Here is a 13,995-nt window from a genome sequence, read left to right as displayed (position 1 = left end):
ACGAGACCATCATGACCACTGAAAACCAACCAGCCAACGCCGTCAAAACCGCCAACAACAAGAAACGCAACACCGTCCTGGCCGGCATCACCGTGCTGCTCATCGCCGCCGGCGCCGCGTATGCCGTGTATTACCAGGCGGTGCTGTCGAAAATCCAGGAAACCGACAACGCCTACGTGGGCGGCAACCTGGTCAACCTGTCGTCGCAGGTGACCGGCACCGTCACCGAGATCCGCGCCGACGACACCCAGATGGTGCAAGCGGGCGCGCCGCTGGTCACGCTCGACGCGGCCGACGCCGACGTCGCGCTGGCGCAGGCCGACGCCAAGCTGGGCACAGCCGTGCGCCAGCAGCGCCAGCGCTACGCCGACGTGGGTCAATACGGCGCCACGGTCGTCCTGCGCCAGCTCGAACTCAAGAGCGCCGAGGACGACCTGGCGCGGCGCCTGCCGCTGGCAGCCGACCATACGATCTCGAGCGAGGAAGTGGCGCACGCACGCCAGGCGGTCAACAACGCCCGCGCTGCCGTGGCCGTGGCAATGAAGCAGGAGCAGGCAGCGCAGGCGTCGGTGGCGGGCGTGGACGTGTCGCATCACCCGGACGTGCTGGCAGCCAAGGCCGACTATCAAGCGGCGTGGCTGGCCGCGCGCCGCAACACCATCGTCGCGCCGGTCTCCGGCTACATCGCCAGGCGCGCGGTGCAAGTGGGCGCGCGCGCCACGCCGGGCACGGCCCTGCTGTCCATCGTGCCGCTCGACCAGCTGTGGGTGGACGCCAACTTCAAGGAATCGGAACTGCGCAACATCCGCGTGGGCCAGCCGGCCACGGTGGAAGCTGACATGTACGGCAACAAGGTTGAGTTCCACGGCAAGGTGGTGGGCTTGTCAGCCGGCACCGGCAGCGCCTTCTCGCTGCTGCCTGCGCAAAACGCCAGCGGCAACTGGATCAAGGTGGTGCAACGCCTGCCGGTACGCATCGCCCTGGACACCGCCGAACTGCGCGCCCACCCGCTGCGCATCGGCCTGTCGACCACCGTCAAGGTAGACATCAGCAAAACCGACGGCCCGGTACTGGGCGCGGCCATGCCGCAACAACCGGTGTACCAGACCGCCGCCCTGTCGCAGCCGCTGCAACAGGCCACCACCGCCGCCGACACCATCATCACCCGCAACCTGCACTAAACTTCGGGGGTCAGTGCCGACATTCGGACACGAGCTCAACTTTCAGTAGCTGAGACCGTGTCCGAATGTCGGCACTGACCCCGAACCTGGGGTTGCGGGCCTGGGCTATTTGCGCAGTTCGGCGTCGAGCTCGGTGATGGCGGTTTGGGCCTGGGTGATCACGCGGTCGGCGATGCGTTGGCGCATGCCGGGTACGCGGCCCGCTGCTTCCGCTTCGAGCAGCAGCGGCATCAGCATCTGTTCGGCCGATTCGCGGAAGCCTTGTGCCACCAGGTCCAGCTGGGCGTTGAACGTGTGTTCGGCGCCTTCGAGCTGCTTGCGCAATTCGGCTTCGAAGGCGCTGCGCTTGTCGCGGATTTCGGTGCGCTTGCGCTTGCCGCCGTCGGTGAACCATTTAAAGGCGCCGGCCAGCAGCACCGCGCCACCGACGAACGGCGCCGCCGGCGCCACCACCGGCAGCACCACGGCCGCGCCGATCAGGTAGGCGGCGGTACCGGTGCCGGCAGCTGCCACCACGCCGCTCATCAAGGTGACATTGGCAGCCGTATCGACACTGTTGGCCAGCCGCGTGCCGATGCGCAGGCGCGGCATCAGGCGGGCCAGCGCGGAATGGTGCTGGCGCTGGAACATCGACACCTGCCCCAGCCGCATGCCGGACTGGAACAGCCGCAAGTCTTCCTGCAGCAAGTGCAGCGCCTGCTCCTTGCGCCGCACGATGCGGTCGAGCCGGCGCTCCATCTCCTGGCCGAACTGGTTGCGGCCGATGCTCTCCCACACCTCGTCCTCTTTCCACTTGTCGGTGGCCAGGCGGTCGGCAATCGCCAGTTCGATGGCGTTGCCGGCGTCATGCACGGCGTCGTCGATTTCCTCGGCCAGCAGGCGCCGCTCGTGGGCGATGCGCTGCTCGACCAGCACCAGCCGCTGCATCACCTGGCTTTTCATTTCGTCGGCCGTGGCGACCAGGGTGGCGGCAATCGATTCATCGAGGCCCATTTGCCGCGCCTGCTCCAGGTAGGCGGAGATGTCCTGCAGGATGGCCTCGGTGGTGCTGGAGACCAGCGTGTGCAGCTGCGCATGATCGATCTGGCCGGTTTGATAATTGCGCGCATGTTCCACCAGCACCGGCTGGCCGGCGTTGCGGCCGAAATCGGCCACCGCATCGGACAGCGAGCGGCCACGCACCAGGCGCCGCGCCTGCTCGCCCAGGTTGGCCAGCAGGCCGCGTTCTTCCGCCTGCGGCAAACGGTTGAGGTCCTCGGGCGCCAGGCGCACCGACAGGGCCTTGGCCAGCCGCTGCGCCAACGCCCGGGCGTCGCCGCCGTGCAGCGCCAGCAGCGGAATCGCATTGCCAAGCGCATTCTCGCGCGCGGCCTGTTCGATGGGGGCGGCGCTGCGGGCCAGCGCGTTGAGGGCCCAGTCCACGTCGACGCCGGACTCGATGGCGTTGAGCACCAGCGCGGTGAACACGGCCGACGACTTGCCGTCGCCAGCGAGCTCGGTGACGGCGGCAAACTCCGCCAGCGTCAGTTTGCCATCGCGGCCGGCAATGGCGCCTATCGTGCGCGCGTAGGCAGAACTGAAACTCTGGTCGGCGGACAGATGTTCGTCGAGGGTCCGCACGTGGATGGTGTTGGCGGGGGTACCGTGGGGGTTCACACTTGCTCCGTCTGGCTATACTTCATCAATTTCATAAGCTTCATAAGTTTCGTCAGCCTATTTTAACGGATGACAGCAAATCGGACCTCACGCCCCGGTCGCCAGCACCAGCGTCTCCTTGATCTCTTCCATCACGACATAGCTTTTCGACTGCGCCGCGCCCGGCAAACTGAGCAGCATGTCGCCCAGCAGCTTGCGGTACTCGGCCATTTCGTGAATGCGCGCCTTGATCAGGTAGTCGAAGTCGCCCGAGACCAGGTGGCACTCCTGCACCTCGGGGATGCGCAGCACCTCGCGCCGGAACTGCTCGAACACCGGCCCGGACTTCTGGTTGAGCGTAATCTCGACAAACACCAGCAACTTGGCGCCCAGCGCCGGCGGATCGATGCGCGCGTGGTAGCCGGTGATCACGCCATCGCGCTCCATGCGTTTCACGCGTTCGATGGCAGGCGTGATCGACAGGCCGACCTGCTCGCTCAGGTCTTTCATCGAGATGCGGCCGTCCGCTTGCAGGATGTGCAGGATCTTGCGGTCGAGCTTGTCCAGGGTACGGACCGATTCCTTCTGTATTCGCATGAAATTCCACTAGATTTATCGTGTATTACAGTAACAAAAGCTGGTCATTCCAGCATACCATAGCGGATTATAGGGGCGCGCTGCGTCCAGTCACAATCTTCGGGGGCTCACATGCGCGTACTCATACTCGGCAGCGGTGTCATTGGCGTCACCAGCGCCTATTACCTGGCCCAGGCCGGCCACGATGTCACCGTGATCGACCGCCAGCCCGGTCCCGCGCTCGAGACCAGCTTCGCCAACGCCGGCCAGATCTCGCCCGGCTACGCCTCGCCATGGGCCGCCCCCGGCATTCCCCTGAAAGCCGTCAAGTGGATGATGCAGCGTCACGCGCCGCTGTCGATCACGCCCGACGGCACCGTGTTCCAGCTGCAGTGGATGTGGCAGATGCTGCAAAACTGCACGTCCGAGCGCTACGCCGTCAACAAGGAACGCATGGTGCGCCTGGCCGAATACAGCCGCGATTGCTTCAAGGTGTTGCGCGCCACCACCGGCATCGAGTACGAAGGCCGCCAGCAAGGCACCACGCAATTGTTCCGCACCCAGAAGCAGCTCGATGATGCAGCCAAGGATATCGCCGTTCTGCAGGAAACCGGCGTCCCGTACGAACTGCTGAACCGCGAGCAACTGGTCGGCGCCGAGCCGGGCCTGGACCAGACCAAGCTGGTCGGCGGCCTGCGCCTGCCCAACGACGAGACCGGCGACTGCCAGCTGTTTACCACGCGCCTGACCGCCATGGCCGAAGAGCTTGGCGTCAAATTCCGCTACAACATCGAGATCGAGGCGCTGGTCACCAGCGGCGACCAGATCAAGGGTGTACAAACCGGCGGCGAACTGCTGACGGCAGATTCGTACGTGGTGGCGCTTGGCGCCTATTCCACGCCGCTGCTCAAGGGCCTGGTCAACGTCCCGGTCTATCCGCTCAAGGGTTATTCGATCACGGTACCGATCGTCAATGCCGAGGCGGCCCCGGTCTCCACCATCCTCGACGAGACCTACAAGATCGCCGTCACCCGTTTCGACGACCGCATCCGCGTCGGCGGCATGGCCGAAATCGCCGGCTTCGACAAGCGCCTCAATCCGCGCCGCCGCGAAACGCTGGAGATGGTGGTCAACGACCTGTTCCCCGGCGCCGGCGCCACCGCCGAAGCGAGCTTCTGGACCGGCCTGCGGCCGATGACCCCGGACGGCACGCCCATCGTCGGCCGCACCGGCCTGCGCAACCTGTTTGTAAACACCGGCCACGGCACCCTGGGCTGGACCATGTCGTGCGGCTCGGCGCAACTGCTGGCCGATATCATCTCGGCCCGCAAACCGGCCATCCTGGCCGACGATTTGTCGGTGGCGCGCTACACGGCAACGCCTGCGGTGCGTCAGCCGCAGCTCGCCAGCGCTTGATGGTTATCGTTTCAACATTAACACTGTTGCATTGCGACCTATATTCGTGAATCGAGGCACGCGCAGGCCAACATGGCGTTGAGCTTGTGCGCTGGCGTGCGTATAATTTTGATCATGAATAAACTCGAAGCATTCGGCCATATTGCGGCCATGGCCATCCGTGGCGAACTGGTATTTCCCACCAGCGTCAACGCCGCCTTGCGGGTGCAGCTTGCCCTCGACGATCCCGATTGCCCGATCGACAAGGCGATCAGCCTGGTGCTGGCCGAGCCCACGCTGGCCGCGCGCACCGTCGCCATCTCCAACTCCGCCATGTTCGCGCGCGCCGGTGCGCCGGTGGTCACCAACGTGCGCGGCGCCATCATGCGCATCGGCTACCAGAACCTGTTCGCGCTGGCCGCCGCCATGGTGGTGCGCCAGTTCGGCAGCAAGCTCGTGGACCCGGCGCTGCGCGTCAAGGCCGAACAGCTGTGGGACCACACCATCGCCGTCGCCGCGCTGGCGCGCCTGATCGCGCGCGAGGTCACCGGCGTCAACGAAGACACCGCGCTGTTTGCCGGCATCGTGCACGAGGTGGGCGGCTTCTACCTGCTCTCGCGCGCCGACGAGTTCCCCGGCCTGCTCGAAGAAGACCCGGAAAACTGGCACTCGGCCAGCGAAGAAATCATCACCCGCGAGGTAATGCGCAAGCTGTGCATCCCCGAGCCGGTGGCCGACGCCATCGAAGGCCTGCGCGACGCCTTCATGTCGATCCCGCCCGACTCGCTGCAAGACACGCTGCTGCTGGCCAACCTGCTCACACCGGTGCGCTCGCCGCTGCAGGAAGCCGAGCGCGATCTGCCGCCGCATTCCGAATCGGCGATCGATTTGTTCATCGACGCGGAGCGCATGCAGGCGCTGCTCAAGCAGGCGCGCGACAACGCCGCCGAGATGAGCGCCGCGCTGCTGGTGTGAGCATGCAGCAAGCGCCCCTGTCCTACGGTTCCGACGCGTCGGGCCTGGTGTGCGGCTACGTGTTCGGCCGCGCCCAGGAAGGCGTGGGCATGCCGCTCAACGCCGACGAAGCCTGCGCGTGGCTGGACAACCGCGAGCAGCACCCGGCGGAGTTCATCTGGCTGCACTACAACCTGGCCAATACCGCCAGCGAGAAGTGGCTCAACGAGCACCTGTCGCTGCCCGAGGAATTCTACGAGAGCCTGCACGAAGGACCGCGCTCCACCCGCATCGAAGTGGCCGACAACACGCTGATCGCCGTGGTCAACGACGTGCTGCACGATTTTTCGTTCGACCCGTCCGACATCTCCACCCTGTGGCTGAGCGTGGACAAGCAGGTGGTCATCAGCGCCCGCCGCAAGCCGCTGCGCGCCATCGACAGCTTGCGCAACGCGGTGCGCAATGGCGAACCGATCCGCTCGTCGGTGGAACTGCTGATCCACCTGCTGCGCGACCAGGCCGACGCGCTGATCAAGATCGTGCGCCACGCGATCGCCACCGTGGACAGCATCGAAGACAATCTGCTGGCCGGCAAACTCAATACCAAGCGCGCCAGCCTGGGCGAACTGCGCCGGGTGCTGGTACGCCTGCGCCGGCTGCTGGCGCCCGAACCGGCCGCGCTGTTCCGGCTGCTGCAAAGGCCGCCGGCCTGGGTGGCCGAGATCGACGCCCAGGAACTGCGCCAGTCCACCGAGGAATTCTCGATGGTGCTGGCCGACATGGCCTCGCTGCAGGAGCGGATCAAGCTGATCCAGGAAGAAATCGCGGCGCTGGTCAACGAGGGCAACAACCACAGCCTGTTCGTGCTGACCATCGTGACCGTGCTGGCCCTGCCGATCAACATCATCGCCGGCCTGCTGGGCATGAACGTGGGCGGGATCCCGCTGGCCGACGCGCCGCACGGCTTCCTGGTGGTGGTGCTGATCGTGGCCAGCTTTACGGCAATCGCCGGCTGGCTCGCTTTCCGCCGCCAGCGCGATCTCCGCTGAGTTTTCAGTCGCGATAGATGTACAAGCGCTGCGCGCCCAGCAGCATGAACACCAGTCCCATCGCCAGCGCCACCAGGTTGTCGCGCCGGTAGCTGGCGCGCACGTCGTCCAGGCTGGTGACCTCCTTGCCGCCCACCGAGACGCCGTACGCCACGTGAAAGTCGCCCGGCAAAAAGCCCGGATGGTTGGTTTGCCTGGGGTCGAAGCGCACCGTGACCGGGTACAGCCTGGTGGCCGAGCGCAGCGCCGCGCGCAAGCGACCATCGGCGTCACCCTTCACGTGCACCACGAACTGCTGCGGCGTGGTGCGGGCGGCAAAATACATGGCGCCCCGGCTGTCGTAGGTCCAGTCCACCCGGCCGGTGACGGTCTGCAATTGCGCGGCGCTGGGCAGGCGCAGTTCGAGCGCGATGAAGATGCCGATGATGCCGATGCCGAGCAGCAGGAAGAACACCCCGCCACGCCGGCCGCCGAACCAGTTACGCCACTTGCTGATCATGCTCCGCCATTTTCGCTCCGTAAAAAGAGCGCCATCATACCGTGCGCTTGCGGCCCCGGTAATTAATAAACATTTTTGTTTACTTATGTTGGGTGCGCCGTTACAGTAACGTCATGAAAAACTCCCTGCTCATCAGCAGCGCCTGCCTGCTGGCACTGCTCTCCACGGTCGGCGCCGCGCTGCCGTACCCGATCCTGGCACCGCTGTTTGCGGACGGCACCGCCAACGGCCTCAACACCTTCCTCGGCCTGCCGCCGAAGCTGCTGTTGGGCCTGGCGCTGACCATCAATCCGCTGGGCCTGTTGATCGGCTCCGCGCTGCTCGGTCCCATGTCCGACCGCTATGGCCGCCGGCCGGTGCTGCTGGTGACCGCCGTCGGTGCGGCCATCGGCCACGCCATCACCGCGCTGGCGCTGGTGCTCGAATCGTTCCCGCTGTTTATCGTGGCGCGCTTCATCACTGGCCTACTGGAAGGTAACGGCTCGGTGGCGCGCGCCATGCTGGCCGATAAACTGGAAGGCGACTTGCGCCGCAAGGCGCTGTCGTGGCTCAACGGCGCGTTCTACATGGGCTGGCTGGTCGGGCCGCTGATGGCCGGCTTCACGCTGGGGTATGGCGTTACCACGCCGTTCTGGATCGCCGTGGTCCTGCTGCTGGGCACCGCCGTGCTGGTGGCCAAGGCGCTGCCGCACGAAGCGCCGTCGGCCGCCACCACCTCGTGGTGGCAGGTGGCGCGCCACCGCCACGCCCTCAATTTGCTGCGCGAGCCGGAACTGCGCACGCTGTTCATTATCACGCTGGCCTACAGCTGCTGCGTGACCGGCTTCTACGAGTTCTATCCGCTGTGGCTGGTGGAAGTGCCGGGCTACGGCCCGCGCGGCATCGCCTGGGCCACGGCCGCGATGTGCGCGGTAATGACCGCCACGACGATCATCGCCGGCCGCAAGTTCGCGGGCGAGCCGCTGCTGCGGGCGCGCGGCTTCGCGTACGTGACGTCAAGCCTGATCGCGGTGCTCGCGGTGGGCGACGCCAACATCGGCCTGGCCGCCATCGTGCTGTTCGGCATACCGCACGCCTTCCACAGCAGCATCGTGCCGCACTGGTGCGCCGAGCGCTTCGGCGCCCATGGCCAGGGCGCGGTGATGGGCCTGATCTCCACCACTTTCTGCCTGGCCAATATCGTGATGGCGCTGATCGGGGCGGTGCTCACGCTGATCGACACGCGCCTGATCCTGCTGCTGTCGGCCGCCCTGGGCGCGTGGTCGGCATGGCGCCTGCAACGTTGGCATTACAGCCTGCAGCAGGCGGTGCCGGCGGCAGGAGCGCTGTCATGAACACCGCCGACCAGGCGCTGTTCCTGATCAAGACACGCGGCCCGCAAACCGCGCAGCAGCTGGCCGCGCTGCTCGACCTCACCTCGATGGGCGCACGCCGCCAGCTCGAAGCGTGGCAGGAAAAAGGCATGCTCACTTACGAGGACGTGGCCGACAAACCTGGTCGTCCATCGCGGCGCTGGCTGCTGACGGAAGCGGGCCACGCGCGCTTCCCCGACCGCCACGCCGATCTGACGGTGCAGCTGATCGCCCAGGTGCGCCAGTTGTTCGGCGACGCGGGCCTCGACCAGCTGATCGCCTCGCGCGAGCAGGTCAGCGAGCAGCAGTACCGCCAGCACCTGGCCGCAGCCGGGGCCCGCGCCCTGCCCGACCGCGTGGCCGCGCTGGTGCAGGCGCGCAGCGTGGAAGGCTATATGGCGGAAGTGCAAACCGCCGATGACGGCGCCCTGCTCCTGATCGAAAACCACTGCCCGATCTGCGCGGCCGCGCGCCAGTGCCAGCAATTCTGCCGCTCGGAGCTGGACTTGTTCCAGCGCGTGCTGGGCAGCGATTGCTCGGTTGGACGCGTGGAGCACATGCTCAACGGCGCGAGACGCTGCGTTTACGTCATCAAGAGCGTCTGACAAAACCTCCATAGCGACGTTGCTGCGCCTTGCTCTGAAGGTTTTGTTAGACCCTCCAAATGGTCTCCAAATAAACTTTAATTCCGGAAAATAGTAGGAACAGGAAATTAGTTGTCAAGCCGCATGGACAAGCTCCGTGTGGCCGTTTGACGGGAGTCAAGTCCCTCAGTGCTGGTCAGCCGACAATCAGTGCATCCCGAGCCGCCCACCCAGGCCTCGCATGCTTTTTGAAGGTACCGCACAATGTCCGTTTCCGTCCAATACCCCGCTGTTTTATTCCGCCAGCTGTGCGTGCGGCTGGCCGCCATCAACCGCAGCGGCAAACGCCTGCTGATGTGCGTGGCCGATGGCGCGGCATTGCCCCTGTGCCTGGTGCTGGCGATGGCAGTCATCACCGGCGCCATGCCGCCGTGGCCCGCCGCCTTTCTGCTCACCGCGCTCAGCGTCTCGGCGCTGTCGATTGCATCGCTGTACGGCGCCGCCCTGCGCCAGCTCGAACAGCGCACGCTCATCCTGGCCGGCCTGGCGCTGGGCGCGGCCATTGTCGCGCTGTACCTGCTGACCAAGGATGGCGCGGTGGCGCGCATTCCCGGCCCGGTGCTGGCCATGTACTGGCCGCTGGCGATGTTGTACCTGATCGCCTCGCGCGCCGGCATGCGCGCCCTGCTGCGCTCGCTCCTGCATCACCAGGTACCGCCAACGCTCGATCGCGCCGCGCGCCTCCCCCTGCCCGACTTCGCCCCCGAACAACTGCTGGGCCGCCCGCCGGTGCAGCCCGACAGCGCGCTCTTCGCCCGCTGCGTGCGCGGCAGGAACGTGCTGGTCACCGGTGCCGGCGGCTCGATCGGCAGCGAATTGTGCCGGCAAATCGCCAGCCTGGCGCCGCGCTGCCTGCACCTGGTCGATCACAGCGAGTTCGCGCTCTATACCATCGCCCAGGAACTGCGCACAAGCTGGCCGCAACTGGTGCTGCACGCCCACCTGGGCTCCGTGTGCAGCGAACGCATGCTCGAACGCGTGATGGGCCACGCGGCCATCCACACCATCTACCACGCGGCGGCTTACAAGCACGTCTCCATCGTCGAAACCAATATGGTCGAGGGACTGCGCAACAACGTCGTCGGCGCCCGCAACGTCGCTGCCGCCGCCGCGCGCCACGGCGTGCACACCTGCGTGCTGGTCTCGTCCGACAAGGCGGTACGGCCCAGCACCATCATGGGCGCCAGCAAGCGCCTGTCGGAACTGGTGTTCCAGGCCGCGCAAGATGATGCTTCCGGCGCCACCACGTTCAGCATGGTCCGCTTCGGCAACGTGCTGGGATCGTCCGGCTCGGTGGTACCGCTGTTTCGCCAGCAGTTGCAGCAAGGTGGCCCGCTCACCATCACCGACGCCGCCATGGAACGCTACTTCATGCTGATCCCGGAGGCCGCACAACTGGTGATCCAGGCCGGCGCCATGGCCGAAGGCGGCGAGGTGTTCGTGCTCGACATGGGCGCGCCGCTGCGCATCGTCGACCTGGCGCGGCGCATGATTGCGCTGGCCGGCCTGACCGAGCGCACCCCGCACTATCCGCAGGGCGACATCGAAATCCGTTACGTCGGCCTGTACCCCGGAGAAAAGCTGCAGGAAGAGCTGCTCATCGCCGACGGCGCCACCCCCAGCCGCCACCCGCGCATCCTGCGCATGAAGGAACAGGCGCTGCCCGCCGCCCTGCTCGACCAGTACCTGGAACTGCTGCTGGTGGCTTGCGCCAGCAACGACCGCTGCCTGATCGAGGCCATGCTCAAGACCATCATCACCGAATTCACGCCGCAAACCGCCGTGCGCAGCGCCGACAGCGAGGCTGCGCTGCGCCGTCTGCGCGTGCAACCGGTGGCGGCCGTGGCGCCGGTGGCGGTCCACGCTTCCTGATTTTGCTTCCTGACTGTGCTTCCAATTGTCGTTCCAGATCTTTATTCCACCGCAAGGAGTAGCCCCATGCGTCAATTCTGCCCTGCCGTCACCGACCGCAAGCTGCGCTTCGCCCTGGTCGGGTGCGGCCGTATCGCCCGCAACCATTTTGGCGCGCTGGCCCAGCATGCCGACCGCTGCGAACTGGTCGCCGTGTGCGACGTCGATGCCGCCGCCCTCGACTGCGCCGCTACCGACACCGGCGCCGTCCCGTTCGACAACCTCGACCACATGCTCGCGCGCAGCGATATCGACGCCTGCATCATCACCACGCCGTCGGGGCTGCACCCGGACCAGGCGGTGCGGGTAGCGCGGGCTGGCCGCCACGTCATCACCGAAAAGCCGATGGCCACGCGCTGGGAGGACGCCAAGCGCATGGTAGGCGCGTGCGATGCAGCCGGCGTGCGCATGTTCGTGGTCAAGCAGAACCGCCGCAACGCCACGCTGCAACTGCTCAAGCGCGCGGTGGACCAAAAGCGCTTCGGCCGTATTTACATGGTCAATCTCAACGTGTTCTGGACTCGCCCGCAAAGCTATTACAACAGCGCGCCGTGGCGCGGCACCTGGGAGTTCGACGGCGGCGCCTTCATGAACCAGGCCAGCCATTATGTCGACCTGCTCGACTGGATCATCGGCCCGATCGAGAGCCTGCAAGCGTACACCGCCACCCTGGCGCGCGACATCGAAGTGGAAGACACCGGCGTGATCAGCCTGCGCTGGCGCAACGGCGCGCTCGGCTCCATGAACGTCACCATGCTGGCCTACCCGCACAACCTCGAGGGCAGCATTACCATCCTCGGCGAGACGGGCACCGCGCGCATCGGCGGCGTAGCCGTCAACGAAGTGCAGCAATGGGACTTTGCCGTACCCCACGACGACGACGCCAAAGTCCAACAGGCCAGCTACGAAACCGCCTCGGTCTACGGCTTCGGCCACCCGCTCTACTACGACAACGTGGTCAAGGTGCTGCGCGGCGAGGCCGAGCCGGAAACCGACGGGCGCGAAGGACTGAAATCGCTGGAAGTGCTGATCGCCGCCTACCGCTCCGCGCGCGACGGCCGCCGCGTGGCGCTGCCGCTCGACTACTAGGAGAGCACCATGGACAACCTTGTGCACGCCAGCGCGATAGTCGATGCCGGCGCGGTGCTGGGCGCCGGCACCCGCGTCTGGCACTTCAGCCACGTGTGCGGCGGTGCGCGCATCGGCAGCCAATGCTCGCTGGGCCAGAACGTTTTCATCGGCAATGACGTCGTCATCGGCCACAACGTCAAGATCCAGAACAACGTCTCGGTGTACGACGCCGTGGTACTGGAAGACGACGTGTTCTGCGGTCCCAGCATGGTCTTCACCAACGTCCACAATCCGCGCGCGGCCGTGGTGCGCAAGCACGAGTACCGGCGCACGCTGGTGCGAAGGGGCGCGTCGATCGGCGCCAACGCCACCGTGGTGTGCGGCGTGACCATCGGCGCATACGCGATGATCGGCGCCGGCGCCGTGGTCACTCGAGACGTGGCCGATTTCGCACTGATGGCCGGGGTGCCGGCGCGCCACATCGGCTGGGTCAGCCGCCACGGCGATCGCCTCGACCTGCCGCGCGCCGGCGATGGAAAGGCGCGCTGCCCGCACACCGGCGACGTGTACACGGTGGCGGGCGGTGTCTGCACCGTTCAAACAGCAAGCTAATCCAGGAGAGACAGATGGAATTCACGAGCCTGAAACAGCAATACGACTTGCTGCGCAACGATATCAAGGCCGGCATCCAGCGCGTGCTTGACCACGGCCAGTACATCATGGGACCCGAGGTGGCGCAGCTGGAAGCGCAACTGGCCGAGTACTGTGGCGCGCGCCACTGCATCACCGTCTCGTCCGGCACCGAGGCGCTGCTCATTTCCCTGATGGCGCTCGGTGTGCAGCCCGGCGACGAGGTGATCACCACGCCGTTTTCGTTCATCGCCACGGCCGAAGCCATCGTGCTCGCTGGCGCGCGGCCGGTGTTTGTCGATGTCGAGCGCGCCACCGGCAATCTCGACCCGGCCCGCGTCGGGCGCCGCATCGGCGCGCGCACCCGCGCCATCATGCCCGTCTCCCTGTATGGCCAGCCGGCCGACATGGACGCCATCAACGACATCGCCCGCCGCCACGGCCTGGCCGTGATCGAGGATGGCGCGCAAAGCTTTGGCGCCAGTTATCCTGGCCAAACCGGCGGCCAGCGCAGCGGCAACCTGTCCACCATCGGCTGCACCAGCTTTTTCCCCAGCAAACCGCTCGGTTGCTACGGCGACGGCGGCGCCATCTTCACCAGCGACGACGAACTGGCGCGCGCCATGCGCGAGATCCGCATCCACGGCCAGGCCGAGCGCTATCGCCACACCCGCGTAGGCGTGGGCGGCCGCATGGACACCCTGCAATGCGCGGTGGTGCTGGCCAAGCTGCCCACCTTCGACGACGAGATCGCCGCCCGCCGCCGCGTGGCTGCCGCCTACGACCGCTGTTTCGGCAGCCGTGTCGAAACCCTGGGTGGCGGCGAGGCCAGCGCCTGGGCCCAGTACACCATCGTGCCGCCGCGCCGCCAACCGGTGCAGGCCGCGCTCACGGCCGCCGGCATCCCCAGCGTGGTGCACTACCCGCAGCCGATCCACCTGCAGCCGGCCTACCTGCGCTACGACGACGTCTCCTGCCCGGTGGCCGAGCTGCTGGCCGGGCGGGTGCTGAGCCTGCCGATGGGACCGCACCTGGGCCAGGCCGACGTAGCCCGCGTGGCCGCCACCGTGCTGGCCGCGCTCGACGCCTGACTGCTTG

The 13,995-nt window shown here is 66.5% G+C and carries 13 protein-coding genes; 10 read left to right on the top strand and 3 right to left on the bottom strand.

Annotated features, from left to right (window positions below; all coding sequences use genetic code 11):
- Window positions 1-11 precede the first annotated feature (11 nt).
- Entirely contained in the window at window positions 12-1,181 is a 1,170-nt protein-coding gene (locus J2X54_RS18965) for an efflux RND transporter periplasmic adaptor subunit (protein WP_310182628.1), read from the top strand.
- A 105-nt stretch (window positions 1,182-1,286) separates the two neighbouring features.
- Here the strand turns inward: J2X54_RS18965 and J2X54_RS18960 are convergent, their stop codons facing one another.
- Window positions 1,287-2,837: a hypothetical protein gene (locus tag J2X54_RS18960; RefSeq protein WP_070245699.1), complete on the bottom strand. Its 1,551-nt coding sequence runs from the start codon at window positions 2,835-2,837 to the stop codon at window positions 1,287-1,289.
- Window positions 2,838-2,924: 87 nt separating this feature from the next.
- A complete protein-coding gene (locus J2X54_RS18955) occupies window positions 2,925-3,413 on the bottom strand; it encodes an Lrp/AsnC ligand binding domain-containing protein (RefSeq protein ID WP_070245700.1) in 489 nt (162 codons plus the stop codon).
- Window positions 3,414-3,524: 111 nt separating this feature from the next.
- On the opposite strand from J2X54_RS18955, the gene J2X54_RS18950 reads away from it, so the two are divergent.
- The 3 genes from J2X54_RS18950 (at window position 3,525) to J2X54_RS18940 (ending at window position 6,790) form a co-directional block, all read left to right on the top strand.
- Window positions 3,525-4,808 carry a D-amino acid dehydrogenase gene (locus J2X54_RS18950; RefSeq protein ID WP_310182624.1) on the top strand — a complete coding sequence of 428 codons (1,284 nt, stop codon included), beginning with the start codon at window positions 3,525-3,527 and terminating at the stop codon, window positions 4,806-4,808.
- A gap of 114 nt (window positions 4,809-4,922) precedes the next feature.
- Window positions 4,923-5,762 (top strand): HDOD domain-containing protein, encoded by an 840-nt coding sequence (locus J2X54_RS18945; RefSeq protein WP_070245702.1) that lies wholly within the window; start codon window positions 4,923-4,925, stop codon window positions 5,760-5,762.
- Between the two features lie 2 nt (window positions 5,763-5,764).
- Window positions 5,765-6,790 (top strand): transporter, encoded by a 1,026-nt coding sequence (locus J2X54_RS18940; RefSeq protein WP_070245703.1) that lies wholly within the window; start codon window positions 5,765-5,767, stop codon window positions 6,788-6,790.
- A 4-nt stretch (window positions 6,791-6,794) separates the two neighbouring features.
- Here the strand turns inward: J2X54_RS18940 and J2X54_RS18935 are convergent, their stop codons facing one another.
- A complete protein-coding gene (locus J2X54_RS18935; RefSeq protein ID WP_310182623.1) occupies window positions 6,795-7,289 on the bottom strand; it encodes a hypothetical protein in 495 nt (164 codons plus the stop codon).
- A 113-nt stretch (window positions 7,290-7,402) separates the two neighbouring features.
- Here J2X54_RS18935 and J2X54_RS18930 point away from each other — a divergent pair, with 113 nt between their 5' ends.
- The 6 genes from J2X54_RS18930 to J2X54_RS18905 all read left to right on the top strand — a co-directional run bounded on the left by J2X54_RS18930 (window position 7,403) and on the right by J2X54_RS18905 (window position 13,988).
- Window positions 7,403-8,623, top strand: coding sequence for an MFS transporter (locus tag J2X54_RS18930; protein ID WP_310182622.1), 1,221 nt, complete (start codon window positions 7,403-7,405; stop codon window positions 8,621-8,623).
- Entirely contained in the window at window positions 8,620-9,246 is a 627-nt protein-coding gene (locus J2X54_RS18925) for a metalloregulator ArsR/SmtB family transcription factor (RefSeq protein WP_310182620.1), read from the top strand. Before J2X54_RS18930 ends, J2X54_RS18925 begins: the two co-directional genes overlap by 4 nt.
- 243 nt (window positions 9,247-9,489) lie before the next feature.
- Entirely contained in the window at window positions 9,490-11,157 is a 1,668-nt protein-coding gene (locus tag J2X54_RS18920; RefSeq protein ID WP_310182618.1) for a polysaccharide biosynthesis protein, read from the top strand.
- Window positions 11,158-11,223: 66 nt separating this feature from the next.
- Window positions 11,224-12,285 carry a Gfo/Idh/MocA family oxidoreductase gene (locus tag J2X54_RS18915; protein WP_310182616.1) on the top strand — a complete coding sequence of 354 codons (1,062 nt, stop codon included), beginning with the start codon at window positions 11,224-11,226 and terminating at the stop codon, window positions 12,283-12,285.
- Window positions 12,286-12,294: 9 nt separating this feature from the next.
- A complete protein-coding gene (locus tag J2X54_RS18910) occupies window positions 12,295-12,879 on the top strand; it encodes an acyltransferase (RefSeq protein WP_310182615.1) in 585 nt (194 codons plus the stop codon).
- Window positions 12,880-12,893: 14 nt separating this feature from the next.
- The gene (locus J2X54_RS18905; RefSeq protein ID WP_310182614.1) at window positions 12,894-13,988 is read left to right on the top strand and encodes a DegT/DnrJ/EryC1/StrS family aminotransferase; all 1,095 of its coding nucleotides are present in this window, start codon (window positions 12,894-12,896) and stop codon (window positions 13,986-13,988) included.
- Window positions 13,989-13,995: the final 7 nt, after the last annotated feature.

This window comes from Duganella sp. 3397 (genome assembly GCF_031456625.1).
Lineage (GTDB): Bacteria > Pseudomonadota > Gammaproteobacteria > Burkholderiales > Burkholderiaceae_D > Rugamonas > Rugamonas phyllosphaerae.
Note: the sequence above shows the minus strand (reverse complement) of the source record. Positions and strands in the feature narration are given on the sequence as shown.